19 protein-coding genes, 1 pseudogene and 1 riboswitch are annotated in these 22,405 nt (G+C 59.2%); of the genes and pseudogenes, 14 read left to right on the plus strand and 6 right to left on the minus strand.

All coding sequences use genetic code 11. From position 1 onward, the window contains the following. Positions 1-45 precede the first annotated feature (45 nt). Complete coding sequence (locus tag AC4HNJ_RS19840; RefSeq protein ID WP_490481343.1) at positions 46-1,062, minus strand: cysteine synthase A; 1,017 nt, start codon at positions 1,060-1,062, stop codon at positions 46-48. Between the two features lie 152 nt (positions 1,063-1,214). Then, a riboswitch (SAM riboswitch) is annotated at positions 1,215-1,332 on the plus strand. An 84-nt stretch (positions 1,333-1,416) separates the two neighbouring features. Here AC4HNJ_RS19840 and metX point away from each other — a divergent pair. Genes metX through AC4HNJ_RS19855 form a run of 3 tightly spaced genes read left to right on the plus strand, consistent with a single transcriptional unit; the run spans position 1,417 to position 4,745 of the window. Beyond that, positions 1,417-2,454 carry a homoserine O-succinyltransferase MetX gene (gene metX, locus AC4HNJ_RS19845; protein WP_490481344.1) on the plus strand — a complete coding sequence of 346 codons (1,038 nt, stop codon included), beginning with the start codon at positions 1,417-1,419 and terminating at the stop codon, positions 2,452-2,454. 3 nt (positions 2,455-2,457) lie between these two features. After that, complete coding sequence (gene metB, locus AC4HNJ_RS19850; RefSeq protein WP_490481345.1) at positions 2,458-3,666, plus strand: cystathionine gamma-synthase; 1,209 nt, start codon at positions 2,458-2,460, stop codon at positions 3,664-3,666. Next, entirely contained in the window at positions 3,663-4,745 is a 1,083-nt protein-coding gene (locus AC4HNJ_RS19855) for a homoserine dehydrogenase family protein (RefSeq protein ID WP_490481346.1), read from the plus strand. Before metB ends, AC4HNJ_RS19855 begins: the two co-directional genes overlap by 4 nt. Positions 4,746-4,764: 19 nt before the next feature. On the opposite strand, the gene AC4HNJ_RS19860 is transcribed toward AC4HNJ_RS19855, so the two are convergent. Both AC4HNJ_RS19860 and AC4HNJ_RS19865 read right to left on the minus strand, forming a co-directional pair. Next, positions 4,765-5,529: a hypothetical protein gene (locus tag AC4HNJ_RS19860; protein WP_490481347.1), complete on the minus strand. Its 765-nt coding sequence runs from the start codon at positions 5,527-5,529 to the stop codon at positions 4,765-4,767. Positions 5,530-5,577: 48 nt separating this feature from the next. After that, on the minus strand, positions 5,578-7,221 hold the full coding sequence (locus AC4HNJ_RS19865) for an APC family permease (RefSeq protein ID WP_490481348.1): 1,644 nt from the start codon (positions 7,219-7,221) through the stop codon (positions 5,578-5,580). Between the two features lie 214 nt (positions 7,222-7,435). Between AC4HNJ_RS19865 and metF the strand changes: the two genes are divergently transcribed. From metF to AC4HNJ_RS19905, 8 genes and pseudogenes are all read left to right on the plus strand, one after another. Next, on the plus strand, positions 7,436-8,260 hold the full coding sequence (gene metF / locus AC4HNJ_RS19870; RefSeq protein ID WP_490481349.1) for a methylenetetrahydrofolate reductase [NAD(P)H]: 825 nt from the start codon (positions 7,436-7,438) through the stop codon (positions 8,258-8,260). A 135-nt stretch (positions 8,261-8,395) separates the two neighbouring features. Continuing rightward, on the plus strand, positions 8,396-8,980 hold the full coding sequence (locus AC4HNJ_RS19875) for a DUF4124 domain-containing protein (protein ID WP_490481350.1): 585 nt from the start codon (positions 8,396-8,398) through the stop codon (positions 8,978-8,980). Positions 8,981-9,131: 151 nt separating this feature from the next. After that, complete coding sequence (locus AC4HNJ_RS19880; protein WP_490481351.1) at positions 9,132-10,049, plus strand: branched-chain amino acid transaminase; 918 nt, start codon at positions 9,132-9,134, stop codon at positions 10,047-10,049. 108 nt (positions 10,050-10,157) lie between these two features. Further along, positions 10,158-10,778, plus strand: coding sequence for a transcriptional repressor LexA (gene lexA, locus AC4HNJ_RS19885; protein WP_490481352.1), 621 nt, complete (start codon positions 10,158-10,160; stop codon positions 10,776-10,778). Continuing rightward, a pseudogene (gene imuA, locus AC4HNJ_RS19890) lies at positions 10,778-11,377 on the plus strand (translesion DNA synthesis-associated protein ImuA); the annotation flags it as partial. The gene lexA and the pseudogene imuA, both read left to right, overlap by 1 nt. A gap of 343 nt (positions 11,378-11,720) precedes the next feature. Continuing rightward, positions 11,721-13,121, plus strand: coding sequence for a Y-family DNA polymerase (locus tag AC4HNJ_RS19895; protein WP_490481353.1), 1,401 nt, complete (start codon positions 11,721-11,723; stop codon positions 13,119-13,121). After that, positions 13,118-16,198 carry an error-prone DNA polymerase gene (locus AC4HNJ_RS19900; protein WP_490481354.1) on the plus strand — a complete coding sequence of 1,027 codons (3,081 nt, stop codon included), beginning with the start codon at positions 13,118-13,120 and terminating at the stop codon, positions 16,196-16,198. The genes AC4HNJ_RS19895 and AC4HNJ_RS19900 overlap by 4 nt, the downstream gene beginning before the upstream one ends. A 20-nt stretch (positions 16,199-16,218) precedes the next feature. Beyond that, on the plus strand, positions 16,219-16,818 hold the full coding sequence (locus tag AC4HNJ_RS19905; RefSeq protein WP_490481355.1) for an alpha-ketoglutarate-dependent dioxygenase AlkB: 600 nt from the start codon (positions 16,219-16,221) through the stop codon (positions 16,816-16,818). Positions 16,819-16,836: 18 nt separating this feature from the next. Here the strand turns inward: AC4HNJ_RS19905 and AC4HNJ_RS19910 are convergent, their stop codons facing one another. Together AC4HNJ_RS19910 and AC4HNJ_RS19915 are read right to left on the minus strand one after the other, a co-directional pair. Then, positions 16,837-17,472, minus strand: coding sequence for an HAD hydrolase-like protein (locus AC4HNJ_RS19910; RefSeq protein WP_490481356.1), 636 nt, complete (start codon positions 17,470-17,472; stop codon positions 16,837-16,839). A gap of 3 nt (positions 17,473-17,475) precedes the next feature. After that, on the minus strand, positions 17,476-18,639 hold the full coding sequence (locus AC4HNJ_RS19915) for a phosphoglycerate kinase (RefSeq protein ID WP_490481389.1): 1,164 nt from the start codon (positions 18,637-18,639) through the stop codon (positions 17,476-17,478). A 147-nt stretch (positions 18,640-18,786) separates the two neighbouring features. Here AC4HNJ_RS19915 and maiA point away from each other — a divergent pair, with 147 nt between their 5' ends. After that, positions 18,787-19,452: a maleylacetoacetate isomerase gene (gene maiA / locus AC4HNJ_RS19920; protein WP_490481357.1), complete on the plus strand. Its 666-nt coding sequence runs from the start codon at positions 18,787-18,789 to the stop codon at positions 19,450-19,452. Positions 19,453-19,582: 130 nt separating this feature from the next. Here maiA and AC4HNJ_RS19925 read toward each other — a convergent pair whose 3' ends face one another. After that, positions 19,583-20,698 (minus strand): PilT/PilU family type 4a pilus ATPase, encoded by a 1,116-nt coding sequence (locus tag AC4HNJ_RS19925; protein WP_490481358.1) that lies wholly within the window; start codon positions 20,696-20,698, stop codon positions 19,583-19,585. 84 nt (positions 20,699-20,782) lie between these two features. Here AC4HNJ_RS19925 and AC4HNJ_RS19930 point away from each other — a divergent pair, with 84 nt between their 5' ends. After that, positions 20,783-21,466 (plus strand): DUF4398 domain-containing protein, encoded by a 684-nt coding sequence (locus AC4HNJ_RS19930; protein ID WP_490481359.1) that lies wholly within the window; start codon positions 20,783-20,785, stop codon positions 21,464-21,466. Continuing rightward, positions 21,463-22,089 carry a hypothetical protein gene (locus AC4HNJ_RS19935; protein ID WP_490481360.1) on the plus strand — a complete coding sequence of 209 codons (627 nt, stop codon included), beginning with the start codon at positions 21,463-21,465 and terminating at the stop codon, positions 22,087-22,089. Before AC4HNJ_RS19930 ends, AC4HNJ_RS19935 begins: the two co-directional genes overlap by 4 nt. The last annotated feature ends 316 nt before the right edge of the window (positions 22,090-22,405 follow it).

The raw sequence follows: 22,405 nt of genomic DNA on the forward strand, positions 1-22,405 counted from the left end.
AGCACTGGGGACAACGCAGACACGGCAGGTCACCGCCTCCACCGGTCACCCAGAACCCACGCCACTCAGCCACGACGGTACCGCAAGTCCCTGGGTGCGCAGAAAGTCCGGGTTGAACAATTTCGCCTGATAACGTGTCCCTGCGTCAGCCAGCACCGTTACGACCGTGTGCCCAGGTCCGAGGGCTTGAGCGAGGCGTATCGCTCCCGCCAGATTGACGCCACTTGAGCCACCCACGCACCAGCCTTCCTCGCGCAGCAACCGATGCAGCAGCGGAACGGATTCCTGATCCGGGATCGACCAGGCCATGTCGATAGGCGCGCCTTGAAAATTCATCGTGACGCGACTGGACCCAATGCCCTCGCTGATCGAGCTACCCTCTGCGACCAATTCGCCCCGATTGATGTAATTCGCCAATGCCGAACCGGTGGGGTCGGAAAGAGCAATAACGACTTTCTCCTTACGGGTTTTTAGAGCCCGGGCTACACCGGCAAGCGTACCGCCCGTGCCGGCAGAGCACACGAATCCATCTACGCTACCGCCAGTCTGCTCCCATATTTCGATCGCCGTAGTGGTCTCATGCCAGTCACGGTTGGCCGTATTGTCGAACTGGTTCGCAAACCATGCATTGCCGGGCGCTTTCTCATTGAGGCTTTCACAATACGCACGTGCAGTGTGAACGTAGTGCCGAGGGTCTTTGAAAGGGACCGCTGGCACAAGGCGCACATCTGCGCCAGCGACACGCAGGGCATCAATTTTCTCCCGGCTTTGTGTCGCTGGCATAAAAATCACTGATCGATAACCCCGGCTCGTTCCGATCAGGGTAAGCCCAATCCCTGTATTTCCTGCCGTTCCTTCGACAATCGTGCTACCGGGGTGTAGCAACCCTCGCCGTTCCGCATCAAGAATCAGCCCGAGCGCTGTGCGGTCCTTGATTGACCCGCCAGGATTAAGAAATTCGGCCTTGCCGAGAATCTCGCACTTGGTCAGGTCGGATGCGTGACGCAGCCGAACCAAGGGCGTCCGCCCAATGGCCGAGGAAAGGTCGGGTTTGATAGGCATGAGAAGGGTCGCCGCTAAGAGCCAATCAGCCAAGAATAGCGCATATGGCTATTGCGCATATGGTCGAAAACAGAAGGCGTTTGAGACCGTTTTTACGTTTAGACGTCTAAACGTCCATTGACGATAAAAAATGGCATCTGTATAGTCAATTCCACTCATCGAGACCGGCTGAGGGACAGGCCCTTTGAAGCCGGGGCAACCTGCAGGATTTAATCCCTGCAACGGTGCCAACTCCTGCGGGGCGCTAGGGCGCTGACCGGTAGATGGGATGTCGTCAATCCATGCATGGCATGATTGATTCGGCGACAGCTCTTCTAAGGTTCTCCGCGGGGGCGATGCATATGGAGAACCAAGATGCCATACCTCGCCAATTCCTCACGTGACGATCGCCCCACCGCCGTGGTCGTGCCTCTGCATTCGCTCGTCGCGCTTACTGAACAACACAGCTCTCGGCATCTGTCGATGCAACCGAAATATGGCAGTGCTCCGAGTTACGTCGACGTGCGCTATCAATGGACAGGAGCACCGGGTGCGCCCACGATCATTGTGCAGGGCGGCATCTCTGCAGACAGGCATGTTGCGAACTCCGACGCGGGTAAGCCGGGTTGGTGGTCTGAACTGGTAGGACATGATCAAGCGATCGATTTGGCGCAGTATCGCGTGCTCAGCATTGAGTGGTTGATCCCTGAGGACTTTGAGCAGCGGCCGCGTGCTATTTCCAGCGAAGATCAGGCCGACGCGTTGGCCGCGCTAGTTGATGCGTTGGGTATCGGTCGTGTCGCAGCGTTCATAGGTTCTTCTTATGGCGCGATGACTGCACTTGCCTTTGCCGCACGCCATCCGGACAAGGTGGATAAGCTGGTATTACTTGCGGGCGCACATCGCGCTCACCCGATGGCGACCGCGCAGCGCGCCATCCAGCGGCAGATTCTTCGGCTTGGCCTGGAGACTGGTCAGATTGAACAAGCGCTCTCACTGGCCCGTCAGCTGGCAATGACTACTTACCGTGGCAATGAAGAATTTGCGCGTCGCTTCGCAAGTGCGCCTGACTATCGTGATGGGCGTTTCCACTTCCCGGTCGAGGATTATCTCGAGCACGCAGGACGACGCTTTGTCGAGCGTTTCGATCTTGAGCGGTTCCTTGCGCTATCCGAATCAATTGATCTCCATGAAGTTACGCCGGAATCGGTGATTACGCCTGCGACCTTGATCGGTTTTCCGTCCGATCGCCTGGTGCCGCTGGCAGATCTGTGCGAATTGCAGCGTCGCTTGCGCGGTCCTGCCACGCTGGAAGTCATCGATTCTCCTTATGGTCACGATGCCTTTTTGAAAGAGGCTCACCAATTGGCGCCGTTGTTGCGCCAAGTCGTTCCCTGTCGTCGCGGAGTCTGAGTCATGTGTGCTGATATCACTAAGGAAACTGCCTCAAGCACCCGTGCCGTACGCGCAGGCATCGAATCCGATACGCAACATGGTGCCATCGTGCCTGCGTTGCACTTGTCCACCAACTACAGCTTCACTGGTCTGGGTGGTAAGCGTCCCTATGACTATTCCCGCAGCGGGAATCCTACGCGGGATCTGCTCGGCAATGCATTGGCAGAGCTTGAGCAAGGCGTGAGTGCGGTAGTGACTGCAAGCGGCATGGCCGCAGTCGCTTTGGCACTTGAACTGGTTCCCCCGGGAGCCACTGTACTTGCCGCACATGATTGTTATGGTGGCACCTGGCGTCTGCTGGATGCGTGGGCCAGAAAAGGACGTTTCAGCGTTCGCTTTGTTGATCTCACTGACAACCATGCACTGGTCGAAGGCCTGACCGCCAAGCCGGCGTTGGTATGGGTAGAAACGCCATCGAACCCGCTGCTGCGCATTACCGACATCCGCCACGTATCGCAAGCCGCGCATGCCGTGGGCGCTTTGGTAGTGGTAGACAACACATTCCTGTCACCTGCATTGCAGCAGCCGCTTGTACTGGGCGCAGATATCGTTGTGCATTCGACCACCAAGTACATCAACGGTCATAGTGACGTCGTTGGCGGTGCTGTGGTTGCACGCGATGCTGCTGTTGCAGAACAGTTGAAATGGTGGGGCAATTGCAACGGCCTTACCGGCGCGCCTTTCGATAGTTTTCTCACCTTGCGCGGGCTACGGACACTGGGTGTTCGCCTTCGTCAGCACCAGGAAAATGCGCAACGCATAGCTGCTTTCCTGGACGGTCATGATGCGGTACGCAAGGTGTATTACCCCGGCCTGCAGCATCACGCGGGCCATGCGCTGGCTGCTCGCCAACAGCAAGGTTTCGGCGGCATGCTGAGCTTTGAACTACAAGGCGATGTTGCGCAGATTGAGGCCTTCGTCGATGGTCTGCAGTATTTCTCTCTGGCCGAATCGCTAGGGGGCGTAGAGAGTTTGATTGCTCATCCTGCCTCAATGACGCATGCGGCGATGGCTGCGGAAGCCAGGCACGCCGCAGGCATTGCGGATACGCTGCTGCGCTTGTCGATTGGCATTGAAGACGGTGATGACTTGCTCAGTGATCTCGACCAAGCGCTCCAACGTGCTCAAGCGGTAACCGACAATGCATCGAAACGCCGGGTGATCGCATGAGTGCAGTGCTGGTCGAGGCCGCGGTACCTAAGACAGTGGTAGCAGCACCGGACGTGGCCCTGGTGTTGCTTGGCACCGGTGTTGTAGGAGGTGCTTTTCTCAAACTGCTGTGTACACCGGTGGCAAAACGATTGCATCTGGTGGCCGCTGCGAATTCACGCCGGCAGCAGACAGAGCCTGCTCAACTCGCAGCCCGTGATCTGCGTGATCGGCTGAAGCGCGAAGGGACTCCACGCGACGATACAGCACTGTTATCGGCACTTGACGCACACCAGGCAACATTGAAAGTCATCGTTGACGCCACAGCATCGGCTGAGCTGGCATCACGTCATGCCGACTGGCTGGCTCGTGGCTATCACGTCGTTACCGCCAACAAATCACTGGCTGGAGGCCATCTTTCCGGCTGGCGTGCACTGCAGGCAGCGCGTGCAGCAGGCGGCCGTTACGGCGACTCGGCAACGGTAGGCGCAGGCTTGCCTGTGCTCTCCACGTTGCGTCGCCTGTGCGATTGCGGCGACAGCTTGCTCACTTTGGAAGGCGTCTTCTCTGGATCGCTTTCCTATCTGTTCAATCAGTATGACGGCAGCCGTCCGTTCTCGGCACTTCTGCGCGAAGCGCGCAAGCAAGGCTACACCGAACCTGATCCACGGGCAGATCTTTCCGGCGAGGATGTGGCACGCAAGCTGCTCATTCTTGCGCGCAACGCTGGTTTTGCGCTCGGCACGGATGAGGTTGTCGTGGAAAACTTGGTGCCGGAAAGCCTGCGCGACATCTCCACTGAAGCATTCCTGGAGCGCCTAGAAGAATTGGATGAGCCACTAGCGGCGTTGCATGAGGCTGCGCGTGCACGTGGCCAGGTGCTGCGTTTCCTGGCGCGACTCAATCAGCGTGGTCGCGCCCGTGTCGGGTTAACGGAGGTGGCGCCTACTCATCCGGCTGCGCGCCTCTATGGAACCGACAATCAATTTGCGTTGACCACGACGCGCTACCACACACAGCCGCTGGTCATTCAAGGGCCTGGTGCGGGTCCTGAAGTCACGGCCCAGGCCTTGCTGGGCGATATTCTCGCCCTGGGATAGAACCAACAATAGGCGTCAGTTAGGTTTTTTTGTTGTCGTGGCTAACGCCAAACACGAGGTCGATTGAATTGCCACTCTTGCTTCGCTCCAGGACGGCACGGGTAACACTCGTGGGACGCTCGTTGCCGGGAGGCACCGTCCAGCGTGTAATCATGCCCACGTTGCCGAAGTCCGCTGAAGCGGATTGAGACAGGGCCAGTCTTTCGACCACGCGCGCGCCGCCACGGTTGGCTACGCTGTTTTCCGGGAAGACCATGCTGCGCTGGTTGACGACGTGCTGGTTGGAAACACCGCTGAGGGGGATGGCATGTGAAGCGTCATCACCAGACAATCCATCACCTGATTTTGAAGGTGTTTGCAGCGTGCGTCCGGTGAGCACGCCACTGATGGGTTCAATAATGCCGAACGCCTGGTATTCAGTCTTACCATCGCCATGCTTGACGGTTTGCAGTGTCGCGAACGACGTTCGCTGTTTCTTATTGCGCTGTTCGTCTGCCTGCGTGAACAGTTTTTTGAAATCCGAGGTTGCTTTCGGTGAAAGCGATCGCCTGGTGAAGTCGCGGAGGTGGTCGTTGGTAACCCGGTCATCGCCCTTGGCAGGGTCTAAGGCTGATTTACGCGCACGCGCAAGGGACTCGTCCAGCGAATGATGGGGTATATCGCCCAAACTGGGAAATGCCGTGCTAGCGGATTGCGTGGTTTGAGCAGTGCGGCTGCGCGTGCGCGGCTTCTCTAATGACGGTTCGGGCGTCTTTCGCTTGCCGCCTCTTCCTTTGTCGCTCATGACACTTCCCCTGGACAAGTGCGATGAGGAGGGACTCTAGCACTGATGCTATTTGCTCAGAACCGGCACGGCGTTTTGTATGGTTTCCGCGTCGGGATGGGAGGTAGCGCATGCCGCTTCTATCGAAGGAGTACGCCATCCGCACTTAACGCCCCACAAGTAAAACAAAAGCCCGACTGCGGCGACAACCGCAAGATCGATGCCGTAAGGCAGGTAGCCGCGACCACCAAAAGTGGTGCTTCCAGCCCAGGACAGGATCGCAACAGTGGGCAGATAGACCATCAGCCAGCACGCACCTTTCAACTGCCGACCGAAATCATGCCAGCCGGATTTGGCTTGATAGTAGAGATACACCGGCAACGCCACGACCATCAGCAGGATGATTTCCCCGGTCAGCGGCCACTTTGCCCAATACAGCAGTTCGGTCGCCATGATGAAGGCCACGCCGGCAAGCACGGGCAGGCCGGCTATGCGCAAGGGACGATGCAGCTCCGTGGCGGTACGACGTAGGGTCATTACGCTCACCGGACCGGTGAGATAAGAAATGATGGTGGCAACGGAGATCACGGCCGCCAGCGTTCCCCACCCACGAAAGAAGAACAGGAACAAAAACGAGACAGCCAGGTTGAGCCACATGGCAGGGCGCGGCACTCCCCATTTTGGATGCACTTGGCCGAGGATTTTCGGTAGCGTGCCGTTACGTTCCATGCCGTAGATCATGCGCGCCGTGGTGGCGGTATACGTCATGCCGGTACCGCTCGGGCTGATAAAGGCATCGACGTAAAGCAGCATCGCGAGCCAATGTAAATTGACGATGATGGCCAGCTCGGCAAACGGCGAGCGGAAGTCAATGCCATGCCAACCCGTCTTGGCCAGCATCTCCCGCGGTACGGCGCCGATATAAGCCGCCTGCAGAATCACGTAGATAACAGTAGCTAGAAGAATCGAGCCGATTATGGCGAAGGGAATGCTCTTGCCTGGATGGCGCGCTTCGCCCGCCAAGTTTACCGGGCTTTGGAAGCCATTGAAGCTGAAGACGATGCCGGCTGTCGCCACGGCATTGAGTACGGCAGCGAGGTCGATTGCATGTGTTTCGCCGTGAATACCTACGGAAAAGTTCTCGGTGTGAAAACCGCTGGCAATCAGCGCCAGTCCTGTGGCGGCAGGCACCACCAGTTTGAACACGGTGATGGCGGTATTGGAATGGGCGAACAGCCTCACGCTCCAGAAGTTGAGCAAGAAATAGATGATCACCAATACCGCTGCGATGGCGAGTCCGGTGACGCTCAATTCACCATGGCCGTTCGTGACGTGATACAGGTCTTGCGCCCACTGCCATGGCCAGGATGCCATGTATTGCACGGAAGCTTCGGCCTCCACCGGAATTACCGATACGATCGCGATCCAGTTCGCCCATGCGGCAATGAAGCCCACCAGGGATCCATGCGAATAGTGTCCATAGCGCACCATGCCGCCGGATTCGGGAAACATGGCACCCAACTCCGCATAAGTAAGTGCGATGGTCATGATGATCGCCGCGCCTAGCACCCACGCCCAAACTGCTCCGGGGCCAGCCAGGCCCGCCGCTTTCCACGCCCCAAACAACCAGCCGGAACCAATGATGGAGCCGAGGCCGGTAAGCATGAGGGCAAACGGCCCCACGTCGCGGCGGATCGCGTTGGAAGAAGACATCAGACACTCCCTACAAGCTAAACGGATGGCCGCCAGCGGCGACACAATCCGTCGATGATGACAGACCGGTATACGTAGTGTCAGCCCGAACGGGATTCGTTTACCCGATCAAAAGCGGCATGGCAGCTGATAAACGCTCCTGTGAAGGGGTTATATATCGCTTCATCCCGAATAAGAGATATATACTGTGGCCTTGACGCCAAGGACCCCTGCCATGCCGGCCATCAGCTTCGAATTCTTCCCGCCCAAGACCGACGAGCAGCGTGCCCAGCTCGACAAGACAGCCAAGGAGTTGAAGGCACTGAATCCGCAGTACGTATCGGTGACCTTCGGCGCGGGTGGCTCTACCCTGAGCTACACCAGCGAAACGGTGGCTCGGCTGCATCAACAGCACGGCCTGGACGTAGCACCGCATCTCTCCTGCATGGGTGGTACGCGTCATGAGATCGCCGACCTGCTCGAAGCCTATCGGGCTGCTGGCTATCGGCGCATCGTGGCGCTGCGAGGCGATCTGCCTTCCGGCATGGCGACGCCAGGCGACTTCCGCTATGCCGCCGAACTCGTGCGCTTCATTCGTGAACATAGCGGCGATCACTTCCATATCGAAGTGGCCGCGTATCCGGAAATGCACCCGCAAGCGGAGGACGCCCAGGCCGATCTGCGTCATTTCAAGGCCAAGATCGATGCTGGTGCCGATGGCGCGATCACGCAATATTTCTTCAATGCGGATGCTTACTTCCGGTTCGTCGACGATGTTCGCCGCATGGGAGTGTCGGTACCGGTCGTGCCGGGGATCATGCCCATTTCCAATTACGCGCAGCTCAAGCGTTTTTCGGATGCATGCGGCGCAGAAATTCCGCGCTGGATAGCCAAGCGCATGCAGGCGTATTACGACGATGTGGAATCCATTCGTGCGATGGGCGCCGAGGTCGTGGCACAGCTATGCCGGCGTTTGCTGGAAGGCGGTGCGCCAGGATTGCACTTCTACACGTTGAACCGCGCAAAGGCGACGCGTGCTGTGCTTGATCAGCTTCGTTGATGCGAGTCGCGGTCTTCTTCCAGGGGCTTGAGCGATCAGGCTGCGAGCCCTGGAAACCTTGTGACCCAAACTGTTCCCTGAAGAGAAGAGACAGGATGCACGAAGCATCCATCAAGTGACAGGTATGCTTGCCGGATGCGCGCCGTCGTCCTGCTACTGCTGCTCTTATTCTTGTCGGTTAGTACCGCTCATGCGCAAGGCGATATTCACCACTGCATAGGGGCGAATGGCATTCCGGTGTTTACCGATCGCGTATGCTCCGATGTGAATGCCACGCCCGTATTGCCGGCACCGGCGGCCAGTGCGCAGGCACCAGCTGAACCCGCGCAACCGCCCGCGGCAGTGCTATGTGCGACGGATCTAAAACAGCTCAAACAAGCCATCGTTGATGCTTTCGCTGCACATAATCCCAATCGCCTTGCCGGGCTGACGCTGTGGAACGGCGATGGGAAAGCGACCGTGGTAACCGATATCGAATTCTTCAGTCGTCTGATGTCGCACCCGTTGCTCGGCGTCAAAATCGGATCTCCCTCATCATCTGATTCGGATGACGACAGCACAGCCGCATCCGAGCTTTCGTTATCCGCATCGCCTTCTTCAATACCCGTGCATGACGAAACCTTGACCGTGCAAACCGAGTCGGACGATGGCAGCGGCACGGCCCAGGAAACTCATTTCGGCGTTGTGCATCGTTCCGGTTGCTTGTGGCTGCAGCCATAACGCTCAGCATTTGCCGCTCATAAAAGCATGTTCCTGACCATGCTCAGATAATGCCCAACGCGGCCACGCCGCACTGGGTGTGGGCGTCAAACGAAAGGTGTCGAAAGATTCGGCACGTTATCATGGGCGGTCCCCAACGGAGAGATCCCCCATGGCACAGCAGTACCCCGAATGGATCTGGCAGAACGGCGAAATCAAGCCGTGGAAAGAAGCCACCGCGCATGTGATGTCACATGCCTTGCATTACGGTTCGTCGGTGTTCGAAGGGATACGCAGTTACGTGACGCCGGAAGGCGCCGCGATTTTCCGCCTCACCGACCACCTGAAGCGCCTTTATCACTCGGCCAAGATCTATGACATGGTGCTGCCCTATTCGCAGGACGAATTGGCTGCCGCATGTCGGGAAGTGATTCGCAAGAACGGTTTCGCCGCGGCCTATTTGCGTCCGGTCGCCTATCGGGGCCTGGGTGGTTTTGGACTTTCCGCCGAAACGCCGATCGATGTCGCCGTGGCGGCGTGGCCAATGGGTCCTTACCTCGGTCCGGAAGCGCTGGAGGTGGGCATCACAGCTTGCGTATCCAGCTGGCAGCGTTTCGCACCAAATACTATTCCCGCGGGTGCCAAAGCGGGCGGCAACTATCTTTCCGGCCAACTCATCGCACGCGAAGCGCGCCGCCTCGGCTTCGGTGAAGGTATCGCCCTGGCCGCCGGCGGTTTGCTTAGCGAGGGGGCGGGCGAAAACCTGTTCCTGGTCTTCGATGGTGTGCTGCACACCACGCCGGCCAGTGCGTCCATTCTTGCTGGTATCACGCGCGATACCTTGAAAGTACTCGCGCGCGAAGACGGGATTGAAGTCGTGGAACGCGATATCCCGCGCGAATACCTCTACCTGGCCGATGAGGTATTGATGTGCGGCACCGCCGCCGAAATCACGCCGATCCGTGAGATCGATGGCAAGCAGGTCGGTAGTGGCAGGGCCGGCCGTATCACGCGCCGCCTGCAGGAACTTTATTTCGGCCTGTTCAACGGCAAGACCCAGGACAAGTGGGGCTGGCTCGAGCCGGTCTGATCCTGCCCATGCACGGCGCCCTGCTATGCGTTCCGCAGGGAAGGGCGCCGTAATCGGAGGCACGGGGTGGCACTTCTTTTTCACCTAAAAAGGTGAAAAGATGTGCCCATGACCCTGCAACTCACCAGTCGCCAATTCAATATCCTCGACTTCATCCGCGAACGCATGAAGGAAGGTGGGGACGCGCCTACGCTGGAAGAAATCGGACAGGCCATGGGCATTCCGAGCGTCAGCGCGGTGCTCAAGCATGTGCGCTCGCTGGAAGCGAAAGGGCGGCTGGTGATCGAACCCAACCGCACGCGCGGTATCCGACTCGTACAAGAAGCGGATCCGCTCGCAGCCGATACGCTGGACTTGCCCTTGATTGGCCGCATCGCGGCGGGCGAGCCAATCTTTTCCGATTCACGTGTGGAACGCAGTCTGCGCGTATCGCGCTGGCTATTTCGTCTGCGGCCGGATTACCTGGTGCGGGTGATCGGTGATTCCATGCGTGATGAGGGCATTCTGGATGGCGATCTCGTTGCAGTGCACGCCACGCCGGTGGCGAGGCACGGCCAGGTCGTGGCGGCGCGTGTTTCCGGGGAGCGGTTCACCATCAAGCGTTTGTATTGGAAAGGTGATGTGATTCGCCTGCTGCCAAACAGTCCCGGCTACCGGCCGATCGATCCCGATCCCACGGAAGATTTTGCCATCGAAGGGCTATTCGCAGGTCTGGTGAGGGGCGCCTGATGGGTGCGGTGGTGGCCTTGTCGAGCCTGCTGGACGCCCGACAGGTTTGGCGTGGCCGGGTGGCGATGCCGGCGGAAGACGGACAGCCCACCGGTTGGCCGCTGCTCGATGCTGTATTGCCGGCCCGCGGCTGGCCTGAGGCATCGCTTACGGAAATCCTGTTGCCGGCCGATGGCCTTGGCGAACTACGGCTCGTATTGCCGACTCTTGCGCGGCTCACGCAAGGCCAACGCCCCGTCATGCTGATCGCGCCACCTTATGCGCCCTGTGCCATGGGCTGGCGGCAGCAAGGTGTAAACCTGCAGCATGTGGAAATCGTCGATACGGATGAAAAGCATGTGTTGTGGGCAGCCGAACAGTGCCTGCGTTCCGGCAGTTGCGCTGCCGTACTGGCGTGGCCGCGGCAGGCGGACGATCGCAGCCTGCGCCGTTTGCAAGTGGCGGCCGATACCGGGCGTGCCTTGGCCTTCGTCTTTCGCGATAGCCGGCACCTGGCCAATGCCTCGCCGGCCGCCTTGCGGCTGGAATTCACCGTATCGCCGCAACCGTCGATCTGGGTGCGTAAATGCCGTGGTGGCAATGTGCCTGTCCAGGCCATCCTTTTCGAACATGAAAAAGCGGGCTCAGCGACATGCAATGCGCGCGATGAGGAACACCGTTGCCCTGCCATCCATCCGGCACATGCCAATGCGCAGAAAGCGCCCATGGATGTGCGCGGTACCGGGGAGCGAGACCTCCGTGTCGCCCCTGAACGAAAGACAGAAATAGATTCTCCGCTTCTCAACATCGGGCGCGTCCCTATCCCTTCTCATCTTGCTCTCTTTCGCGGGAGCGATGGGCAAGAACAGCTGCCGTATGAAGAGCTGCGATCACGCTGCGAAAACCTCTCCTCCGAAAGGGGAGAGAAGTCCTTGATAGTTTAGGCGCCGATGGTTGCCGTCTATGTTATGGGCCTGCATAACCCTGCCGCACTTGGCGCTGGATGGTGTCCTTCGCCGTCGCGCTGATGACAGCCCTCTCGTCCTGGTAGACGGTCCGGCGAACGCGCGATGCATCATTGCCGCCAATGCATCCGCGCAAGCAGCAGGCTTGCACGTGGGGCAGCGACTGACGGCCGCGCAAGCGTTATTGGCGCAATTCGAAACCATTCCTTACGACCCCTCTGAGACCATTCGTTGGCAGTGCTTTCTTGCGAGCGTGGCCTATCGCTACAGTTCGCAAGTAGCGTTGTTACCGCATGCCATCGTGCTGGAAATCGGTCGCAGCCGACGTCTGCTGGGTGAGTGGCCGGAGATAGAGCGCAAGCTGCGCCACGATTTCACCGCCTTGGGATTTCGGCATCGCATGGCCGCCGCGCCGACTCCGCACGCCGCGTACGTGTTTGCCGACATCAACGATGGACTGGCCCTCGCAACGCAGGAAACCATGCGACGCGTGCTCGATTCCACGCCGCTGCAGAAAAGCTATTTGCCCAGGGATGCAATGGATACGCTGACGCGCATAGGCATTCGCTGCCTGGGGCAATTGCTGCGCATGCCACGCGATGGTCTGCAGCGACGCTTCGGTGCCGAATTGCTGCGCGCCATGCAGCGCCTGGTGGGGGAGGCCCCGGCAGGGCTTGAGTCGTATGTGCCTCCGCAAACAGTGGATTGGCGCATCGAGCTCTCGCATGAAGTGGAAAACGTCGCCGCATTGATGTTTCCACTCAAACGCATGATGGGTGACCTTGCGGCCTTTCTTTCCGGACGCGATGGTGGCGTGCAGCGTTTTGTACTCAAGCTGGAACATCGCGATTGCGCTACAACCGGAGTGCCAGTAGGCCTGCTTTCATCCGAGCGTGATGCCAATGTGCTATTCGATGCAGCGCGGGGACGTTTGGAACAGATGCCATGGTCCGCGCCGGTATTGTCACTGCGCCTGATCGCCGATGATCTACCCGGCTTTACACCTGCAGGTCGCGATCTGTTCGACGAGCGGCCCGCGAATGCGCTGCCTTTCGAGCAGTTGCGTGAGCGCTTGCGCGCGCGCCTCGGTGATCGTGCTGTCTATCGCTGGGGCACGACGATCGATCCACGGCCAGCGCGCTCGCAGCGCATCGCGACGCAGGATGAGAGCTTCATCGAGCCGCACGAACGTCCCACCTGGCTGCTGGAGCGGCCGATTCCATTACGCGGGGAAGTCCACATACTTGCCGGTCCCGAACGGATGGAAACCGGATGGTGGGATGGCGATGCCATCCGTCGTGATTATTACATTGTGAAAACGGCACAAGGACAGCGGGCCTGGGTGTTCTGCGCGGCTGGTGAACAAAGTGGCTGGATGCTGCATGGATGGTTCGCATGACCGATTACGCGGAATTGCATTGCCTGTCGGATTTTTCATTCCAGCGCGGAGCATCCAGTGCACGCGAGCTATTCGAGCGTGCCAACGACTGTGGTTACGCCGCGTTGGCGATCACTGACGAGTGCTCCTTTGCCGGCATCGTGCGCGCATGGGAGGCTTCCCGCGATACCAAAGTACCACTGATCGTCGGTACGGAAATCCAACTGCACGATGGCCCGAAACTGGCCTTGCTGGCGGAAAACAAGCAAGGCTATGTGTCGCTGTGCCGTTTGATTACGCAGGGGCGCAGAGCCTCCGAAAAAGGTAGTTATCACCTGTTGAAGGCGGATGTGGCTGCTGGCCTTCCGGGAACGCTCGCGCTGTGGATTCCTGCGCGGAAACCGGATCGCGAGCATGGCGCATGGGTAAAACACATTTTTGGTGATCGTGCATGGCTGGCGGTGGAATTGCATTGCGATGGCGATGACCGTGCACGCCTGGCCGAACTCAATGCACTGGGCGAGGCGCTGCAGCTGCCATGCGTGGCCAGTGGCGATGTGCATATGCATGTGCGTCAGCGCTTGCCGCTGCAGCACACGATGACGGCGATTCGTCATCACGTGACCATGGCCGATGCCGGCGCCGTGCTGTTTCGTAACGGTGAGCGCCACCTTCGGCGGCGAGCCACGCTGGAGGCGATTTATCCTCAAGCGCTGCTCGACGAAAGCGTGCGTATTGCCCGACGCTGCATCTTCTCGCTTAAAGATGATCTGCAGTACCGCTATCCCGCCGAACTGGTTCCTGACGGCTATGACGCCATTCAGTGGTTGCGTCGGCTTGTGATGGATGGTGCGACGTGGCGCTGGCCGAACGGCGTGCCCGGCGATATCCGGATCAAGATCGAGCACGAATTGCAGCTTATTGAGAAGAAGCGCTACGAAGCGTTTTTCCTTACCGTGCACGATATCGTGCACCATGCGCGCAGTCAGGGCATCCTTTGCCAGGGGCGCGGCTCGGCGGCCAATTCGATCGTATGTTTCACGCTCGGTATAACCGACGCCGATCCGGCCAAGGTCGAATTGCTGGTAGAGCGCTTCATTTCCGTGGAACGCGATGAACCACCTGATATTGATGTCGACTTCGAACACGAGCGGCGCGAAGAGGTTATTCAATACGTCTACAACAAATACGGTCGTGAACGCGCCGCCATCGCCGCCACGGTGATCAGCTATCGCTCCAAGAGTGCAGTGCGGGATGTGGCGAAAGTTCTGGGTTTGCCTGCCGATCAGGTCGACAAACTGAGTCGTATCTTCGGTTGGCGCAACGGCGGTGAAACCTTGCGTGAGCGCTTGCGCGAACAGGGCTTCGATCCCGCTTCCCCTTTGATGTGCAAACTCATTGCGTTGACCATACAACTGCTCGACAAGCCGCGCCATCTCAGTCAGCACGTGGGTGGTTTCGTAATTCATGACGCGCCATTGCATGAATTGGTGCCGGTAGAAAACGCAGCGATGGCCGATCGCACCATCATCCAGTGGGACAAGGATGATCTGGACACTATGGGCTTGCTCAAGGTCGATTGCCTGGCGTTGGGTATGCTGACCTGTCTGCGCAAGTGTTTCGATCTTCTGCAGCAACATCGCGGTAAAGCGTTGAGCATTGCCACGATCGAGTCCGACGATGATGCGACGTACGACATGATCCAGCGTGCCGAAACCATCGGTGTATTCCAGATCGAAAGTCGTGCGCAAATGGCAATGCTGCCGCGACTCAAGCCGGCAAACTATTACGACCTGGTCATTCAGATCGCCATCGTGCGGCCCGGTCCAATCCAGGGCGACATGGTGCATCCCTATTTGCGGCGCAGGCGTGGCGAAGATCCGGTCAACTATCCATCGGAAGACTTGCGTCCCGTGCTTTCGCGCACGCTGGGCGTGCCGTTGTTCCAGGAGCAGGTGATGAAGCTGGCCATGGTGGCTGCCGGTTATAGCGCAGGCGATGCCGATGAACTGCGTCGCGCCATGGCGGCGTGGAAACGTCACGGCGGGATGGAGAAACATCACGAGCGCCTTATCTCCGGCATGCTGCAGCGTGGCTATAGCGCGGCTTTCGCTGAGCAGATCTTCGACCAGATCAAGGGCTTTGGCAGTTACGGTTTTCCGGAAAGCCATGCTGCCAGTTTCGCCAATATCGCTTACGCCAGCAGTTGGCTGAAATGCCATGAACCGGCCGCTTTTGCCTGCGCCCTACTCAATGCGCAGCCAATGGGTTTCTATGGCCCAAGCCAGATCGTGCAGGATGCACAACGTAACGGCATCCATGTGCGTCCGGTGGACGTTCGCTACAGCGATTGGGATTGCACGCTTGAGCCTGATCCGCGCAGCAAGGACGGGCTGGCATTAAGGCTAGGGCTGCGCCAACTGCGCGGTTGCAGTGAAAAGGTGGCAGGACGTATTTCCGCTGCTCGAAAAAGAGCGCCTTTTCGCAACATCGTTGATCTTTGCACGCGCGCCGAACTGGATGCGCGGCACCAGGATCTGCTCGCCGATGCAGGCGCCTTGCGCGGCCTGGCCGGACACCGTCATCGTGCGTTATGGCATACCTCTGGCGTGGAGCCGCAACTGCCATTGTTCGGTCGCGCCAGCCCACGCGAGCAGGACATCATGTTACCGCTGCCTACGGCGATCGAAAACATGACTGCCGATTACGCATACAGTGGCTTGAGCTTGGGGCCGCATCCGTTAAGGCTGTTGCGCGATCGCTTGCGTGCCGAACGCTATCTGGATTCGCGCAGTCTGCAGAAACGGCCGCATGCCTCACCGGTACGCACCGTGGGGCTGGTCACTCAGCGCCAGCAACCGCAGACCGCTAGCGGTGTCACCTTCATCACTATTGAAGATGAATTCGGCCACGTGAACGTGGTGGTGTGGAACCACATCGCGCAGACCCAGCGACGCCCTTATCTGGAAGCGCGCCTGCTAGCGATCGAAGGACGTTGGGAGGCGGCTGATGGGGTAAATCATCTGATTGCGCGAAAGCTACGCGATCTCAGCGGAATGTTGGCTGATCTCGATGCACGCTCAAGAGATTTTCATTAAAACCATCCGAAGCCGGCGTCATGCAAACCTTACTTTTTGAATCAGGCGTGCAAAGGATTGCCGACGACTCAACCGGGCCGATCACCTATCAGCCAGGCGTCATTTCACCTTCCGTGGCTTCCGCATGGTTTGCCGCACTGCTTGAACAAGGCGATTGGCATGAAGGCTCGCGCATGATGTACGAACGTTTGATCGGTGTGCCGCGCCTGCATTGCCATTACGCCATCGCTGATCCTGCATTGCCCGCGGTGTTGCGTGATGCGTTGCTGGCGGTCCAGCAGCAGGTCGCTGCACCGTTCAATAGCATCGGCCTCAATTGCTATCGCAACGAGCATGACAGCGTGGCTCCGCATAACGATAAATTGCATGAACTGGTGCCGCATCAACCTATCGCGCTGCTGTCACTGGGGGCGACCCGTACCATGGTGATCCGGCGCAAGATGCCCCCGCATTTGAAGTGCGAGCTGGAACTCGAAGCAGGCAGTCTGTTGCTGATGGGATGGAATGCGCAACTGCACTACGACCACGGCATTCCCAAGCAGCGGCGACCGATCGGGCCAAGGATCAGCGTGGCGTTTCGCGTGCGGCCGAGCACCGGCAAGAGATGGGGCGAGCACTGATGCTCTGAAGAAAACGCGTTACCCAAGCTGCAACAGGTCCGCGAGATGCATGGGATGATCAATGACGGCACGGGCATCCGCCATTTCCAATTCTTCGCGGCTGCCGAAGCCCCAAAGCACGCCGATGCCTGCCACGTTGTTGGCGACGGCGCCTTCAATATCAAAGCGGCGATCACCGACCATGATGGTGTTGTGTGACGAGGCATCGAAATCCGCTAGCGCCGCAGCAATCATCGACGCCTTTTCACTGCGCGCGTCGGAGGGGTGGGGCCCGTAAAGCTTCTGGAAATGATGTCCGAAGGGCAGCGCTTCGATAATCGGGGTGGCGTGCCGGTGTGGTTTGCTGGTGACTACCGCAAGCTGGTGTCCCGCCCTCTGCAGCTTGGCGATCATGTCTGCGACGCCTGGATAGACTGCATGTTCGCGCCAGCCAAGTGCGGTAAAGCGCTCGTGGTAATGCGCGACGGCTTCTTCAATACGCACGGCATCGTGGTCCAGCAAGGGCGCGAAGCTATGCCGCAACGGCGGTCCAATCCATGAGCGCAGTTCCACCGGCTCCGGCACGCCCAGCCTGGCCAGGGCGTGCCGGATACAGGCAGTGATGCCGGGTTCGGAATCGATCAGCGTGCCGTCGAGATCGAACAGGCAGAGCATCGATTACTTCGTCGCACGCGCCTTGAGCGCCGTTACCGCCGGCAGTTCCTTACCTTCCAGGAATTCCAGGAACGCGCCGCCCCCGGTGGATATATAGGACACCTTGTCAGCAATGCCGTACTTGTCCACGGCGGCCAGGGTATCGCCGCCACCGGCAATGGAGAAGGCTTTGGAATGGGCGATCGCATGCGCCAGCACTTCGGTGCCCTTGCCGAAGGCATCGAATTCGAACACACCTACCGGACCGTTCCATACCACCGTGCCGGCCTTGGCGATCAATTCAGCGTATTGCCTGGCGGTTTCCGGGCCGATGTCCAGAATCATCTCACCTTCTTTCACCTGCTCCACCGACTTCACCGTGGCCGGAGCATGCGCGGAGAACTCCGGCGCCACCACAACATCTACCGGCATCGGTACGTCAGCACCACGGCGTTTGGCATCGGCAAGCACTTTCTTGGCGGCGGAAAGCAGGTCGGGTTCGTACAGTGAGTTGCCGACCGAATACCCGGCGGCAGCAATAAAGGTATTGGCGATGCCGCCGCCTACAATCAGCTGATCCACCTTGCCGATCAGGTTCTCGAGCAACGTAAGCTTGGTGGAAACCTTGGAACCGGCCACGATAGCGAGCAGCGGATGGGCGGGATGCTCCAGCGCCTTGCCGAGTGCATCGAGTTCCGCACACAGCAGCGGACCCGCAGCGGCGATAGGCGCGAACTTGATGACGCCATGCGTGGAGGCTTGCGCGCGGTGAGCGGTGCCAAAGGCATCCATCACGAATACATCGCAGAGTGCCGCATATTTCTTGGACAAGGTTTCATCGTCCTTACCCTCGCCGACATTCATGCGGCAATTTTCCAGCACCACCACTTCGCCTTCGGCGACGTCTACACCATCCAGATAGTCGGCGATCAGGCGCACGGGCTTGCCAAGCTTCTCGCTCAGCCAGTTCGCCACCGGTGCCAGTGACGACTCGGCATCGAACTGCCCTTCTTTCGGACGTCCCAAATGCGAGATCACCATGACTTTGGCGCCGGCATCGCGTGCCGCCTTGATCGTCGGAAGGGAAGCGTCGAGGCGCTGCGTGGAGGTGATATGCCCGTTCTCGATCGGCACGTTCAAGTCTTCGCGAATCAGCACGCGCTTGCCGCGCAGATCGAGGTCGCTCATGCGGGTGACGGTCACGGGAAAACTCCTGGCAGCTTAAGGAAGTCGGCCACGGAGGCCGGAACTGCTTATTGTCCCGCCCCCCTCGCAGCGATGCAAACGTTCCCGGGTTTAAACTCGCGCTCTGCTCCCTCATGAAATGCGCGATCCATGTCCTCGAACCTCGTTCTTTACAGCTATTGGCGCTCCAGCGCCGCTTATCGCGTTCGTATTGCGCTGAATATGAAAGATTTGCGTCACGAGACGCGTGCGGTGCATTTGCTGCGCGAGGGTGGCGAGCAGCATATGCCTGCCTATACGGCGCTCAATCCGCAAGAGCTGGTGCCGACCCTGATAGATGGAGACAACGTGATCACGCAGTCCATGGCGATCATCGAATACCTGGATGAAGTTCATCCGACGCCGGTTTTGCTACCGACCGATGCGGCCGGTCGAGCGCGCGTGCGCGCTTTGGCGCAGGCAGTCGCGTGCGATATTCATCCAATTGGCAACCTGCGTGTGCTGCAGCAGATCGGGGCGCAATTCGGTGCTGACGATGAGCAGAAGAAAACGTGGATGCAGCACTGGGTCGCCAGTGGTTTTCGTGCGCTGGAAAAGATGCTGGTCAGCAGCAAGCACACCGGGCGTTATTGCCATGGTGATACGCCGAGCATGGCTGATCTATGTCTGGTTCCGCAGGTCTACAACGCGAGGCGCTGGGACGTGCAACTGGATGATTACCCCACCATTCTACGTATCGATGATGCCTGCGCAGAGCTGGAAGCGTTTCGTAAAGCTATGCCCGAGCAGCAGCCGGATGCGCCAAAGCCCCACTGATTTGTTTTGGGGCGCATGGCGCTTGCGCAAGCGATATCCAGTTGTCAGCGTGCACGCCCCTCCCTGGGCACGAAGGGGCGATATTTCAGATCTCTAACTTAGCGCCTGGCAGGACAGAAACAGCATCGCGCTAGAAGCCAAGCCCATACGGGTCATTGCCGGCCAGCTCTGCCGTCTCGGCATTGCCGCCTTCCGATAGACGGATCTTCAGCGCCAGTCCGTCGCGCGAATCCGCTTTGGCCAGTGCTTCTTCCAGCTCGATGCGACCGGCCTTGTACAGCTTGTAGAGCGACTGGTCGAAGGTTTGCATGCCTTCCTGCAAGCTGCGGTCCATGGCTTCTTTCACTTCGTGGATCTGGCCACGGCGGATCATGTCGCGAATGAAGGGCGTATTGAGCAGTACTTCCACCGCGGGCAGTCGCCGGCCGTCCTTGCCGGTAACCAGTCGCTGGCTGATCACCGCGCGCAGGTTCAAAGCGAGGTTCATCAGCACGTTCTTATGGGCCGATTCGGGGAAGAAGTTGAGGATGCGCTCCAGCGTCTGGTCGGCATTATTGGAATGCAAGGTCGCCAGACACAGATGTCCGGTTTCGGAGAAGGAAATCGCCGCCTCCATCGTATCGGTATCGCGGATCTCGCCGATCATGATCACGTCCGGCGCCTCACGCATCGCGTTGCGCAGGGCTTCGTGATAAGTGTGCGTATCCAGCCCCACTTCGCGCTGATTGACGATCGATTTCTTGTGGCGATGCAGGTATTCGATCGGATCTTCGATGGTCAGGATGTGACCCGAGGAATGACTATTGCGATGATCCAGCATCGCCGCCAGGGTGGTCGACTTGCCCGAGCCGGTTGCGCCCACCACCAGGATCAGGCCACGCGGCTCCATGATCAGGTCGCGGAAGATCGGCGGCAGCTGCAGCTGTTCGACGCTGGGGATCTCGCTTTTGATGGCGCGGATCACCATGCCTACTTCACCGCGTTGCTTGAACACATTGATGCGAAAGCGCCCGGCCTCTTTCACTGCCAGCGCCATATTGAGCTCGAGGTCGCGTTCGAACTGCGGGACTTGTCCCTCGTCCATCAGCGAATAGGCGATTTTTTTCACCATGCCGCTGGGCAGCCCGGTATTACCGAGCGGGTACAGCTTGCCCTCGACCTTGATGTTCACTGGGGCTCCGGTCGTCAGAAACATGTCCGACGCGCCCTTGTCCACCATCAACTTGAGGAAGTAACCGATATCCACCTTAATGACCCCAGATTTTTACGCATTGCATTCAAGGATTGTGCCTGCCCACAATACGCTGTGACACTCCGAGAGGAATGAGTGATGGTGCACATATTTTCCCCGTTGAAGGTGCGTAAGAAACGCGCCCCGGCGGTGGCTCCAGCGTTGTTATTGGCGTTGTCGCTAAGCCTGGGCGGCTGCGCCAGCGTCCCCCCACCGGACGGCGCGATGAACCAGGCCCAGGCCCAATTGCAAGCCGCGCGCGATGCCGGCGCGGCGGACTACGATCCGGTTGACTTCGGCTTTGCGCAGGACAAGTTCCAGCAGGCGCAGGTAGCCATGGCCGACCGTAAGTATGCGCAAGCAGCGGACCTGGCAGACGAGTCCAGTGCGGACGCCACCCTTGCACGCACCAAGTCGCAGCTTGCCGCAGCGCGTGCCCAAATTCAGTCCAAAATGGACGCAAACAGTCGCTTACGCTCCGAAAATGCGGAAGCGCAAGCCGAGAATGATCAGCACTACCAGCAGCAAAAGGCGCAGCTGGCGGCGCAGCAGGCTGCCATGCAGCAGCCGACGGGAGGGCAGGACGACGGCGACAACGGTAATCCCGCTTCGTCCTCCTCTGCGCCGGCGCCAGCAGCCAGTTCTCCGTTGCCACCCCAGGCGCCGGTGCAGCAGGAAATGCCGGCGCCATCCTCATCGGTGCTGGGCAATCCGCAACCGGGACAGGGGGGCTTCCAGACATTGCCCGACGCTGGTCAGCAAAACCAGGGAGGTCAGCTATGAACAAGCATTTTTCATCGATCATCGCTGTATCGCTACTGGCCTTGTTTGCTAGCGCTGCCGTTCAGGCGCGCAGGGACGATATGGATGTCGACCGACTTAACAATTCCTTGAATCAGCTTGCCGCCGACCCGGCGCTGGGCACCTATGCCCAGGCCGACCAAGCGCTGGCGCGCGACGCCATCAACCAGCTCGCGCAAGCCAGCTCCCACGAGCGCCCGCACGCACTGTACATCGCCGAGCGTCGCGTCGAGCAAGCCAAGGCAGAGGCGCAATTGCAGGCTTCCCAGCGCAAGCTCAACCAACTGGATCAGGAAAACGCCCAATTGCAGCTTGAGCGCAGCCGCATCGATGCCACGGCCGCGCAACAGCAGCTGGATATCCAGCGCATGCAATATCAGCTTGCTCAGCAGGAAACGGCCCGTCTGCAAGCGCAGGGCCAGGAAGCTGCCGACCAAGCCGCCCAGGCACGGGCTGAAGCCGATCAGGCTCGCAGGCTGGCTGCTGCGCAAAGCCGGGTGGCCCAGGCTGCACGGCGCCAAGCCGAGCTGGCCGCCAAAGCCGCCAAGGCGCTGCGTTCGCAGATGCAGGAGAACCAGTCCCCCAGCGGTTCTGACGGGAAGTAACCACGGCAGAGAGCTTGCCTCAGACCTGTCGCATACGGTCTGGGGCAATTGCTCTAATGGCGGGGAGAGCCGCTGCGCAAGCTGTAGCGCTGCCTCAACGGATACGTTTTCCCTTCTTCCTATGCTGCTCAATTTACGGGTTTTTGACGACTCATCTCGCTTTTATGCGCTTTCCGAGGGGTTCTTGCGCCTCTTATGAGGGCGGAGTAGGGTCGAAGTCGCTGCGGACCTTTGCTCCGCGGCTTACCGACTGAACCATGCGCATACCCGTCTACACCCTGTTTCCCGTTCCCTGTACCAGGGATGCGGGCTTTGG

The organism is Dyella sp. SYSU CM1112 (genome assembly GCF_058216415.1).

Coding starts and splice junctions, on each gene's coding strand:
- AC4HNJ_RS19840 (WP_490481343.1), bottom strand. CDS start 1,062: ATGCCTATCAAACCCGACCTTTCCTCGGCCATTGGGCGGACGCCCTTG.
- metX (WP_490481344.1), top strand. CDS start 1,417: ATGCCATACCTCGCCAATTCCTCACGTGACGATCGCCCCACCGCCGTG.
- metB (WP_490481345.1), top strand. CDS start 2,458: ATGTGTGCTGATATCACTAAGGAAACTGCCTCAAGCACCCGTGCCGTA.
- AC4HNJ_RS19855 (WP_490481346.1), top strand. CDS start 3,663: ATGAGTGCAGTGCTGGTCGAGGCCGCGGTACCTAAGACAGTGGTAGCA.
- AC4HNJ_RS19860 (WP_490481347.1), bottom strand. CDS start 5,529: ATGAGCGACAAAGGAAGAGGCGGCAAGCGAAAGACGCCCGAACCGTCA.
- AC4HNJ_RS19865 (WP_490481348.1), bottom strand. CDS start 7,221: ATGTCTTCTTCCAACGCGATCCGCCGCGACGTGGGGCCGTTTGCCCTC.
- metF (WP_490481349.1), top strand. CDS start 7,436: ATGCCGGCCATCAGCTTCGAATTCTTCCCGCCCAAGACCGACGAGCAG.
- AC4HNJ_RS19875 (WP_490481350.1), top strand. CDS start 8,396: ATGCGCGCCGTCGTCCTGCTACTGCTGCTCTTATTCTTGTCGGTTAGT.
- AC4HNJ_RS19880 (WP_490481351.1), top strand. CDS start 9,132: ATGGCACAGCAGTACCCCGAATGGATCTGGCAGAACGGCGAAATCAAG.
- lexA (WP_490481352.1), top strand. CDS start 10,158: ATGACCCTGCAACTCACCAGTCGCCAATTCAATATCCTCGACTTCATC.
- AC4HNJ_RS19895 (WP_490481353.1), top strand. CDS start 11,721: ATGTTATGGGCCTGCATAACCCTGCCGCACTTGGCGCTGGATGGTGTC.
- AC4HNJ_RS19900 (WP_490481354.1), top strand. CDS start 13,118: ATGACCGATTACGCGGAATTGCATTGCCTGTCGGATTTTTCATTCCAG.
- AC4HNJ_RS19905 (WP_490481355.1), top strand. CDS start 16,219: ATGCAAACCTTACTTTTTGAATCAGGCGTGCAAAGGATTGCCGACGAC.
- AC4HNJ_RS19910 (WP_490481356.1), bottom strand. CDS start 17,472: ATGCTCTGCCTGTTCGATCTCGACGGCACGCTGATCGATTCCGAACCC.
- AC4HNJ_RS19915 (WP_490481389.1), bottom strand. CDS start 18,639: ATGAGCGACCTCGATCTGCGCGGCAAGCGCGTGCTGATTCGCGAAGAC.
- maiA (WP_490481357.1), top strand. CDS start 18,787: ATGTCCTCGAACCTCGTTCTTTACAGCTATTGGCGCTCCAGCGCCGCT.
- AC4HNJ_RS19930 (WP_490481359.1), top strand. CDS start 20,783: ATGGTGCACATATTTTCCCCGTTGAAGGTGCGTAAGAAACGCGCCCCG.
- AC4HNJ_RS19935 (WP_490481360.1), top strand. CDS start 21,463: ATGAACAAGCATTTTTCATCGATCATCGCTGTATCGCTACTGGCCTTG.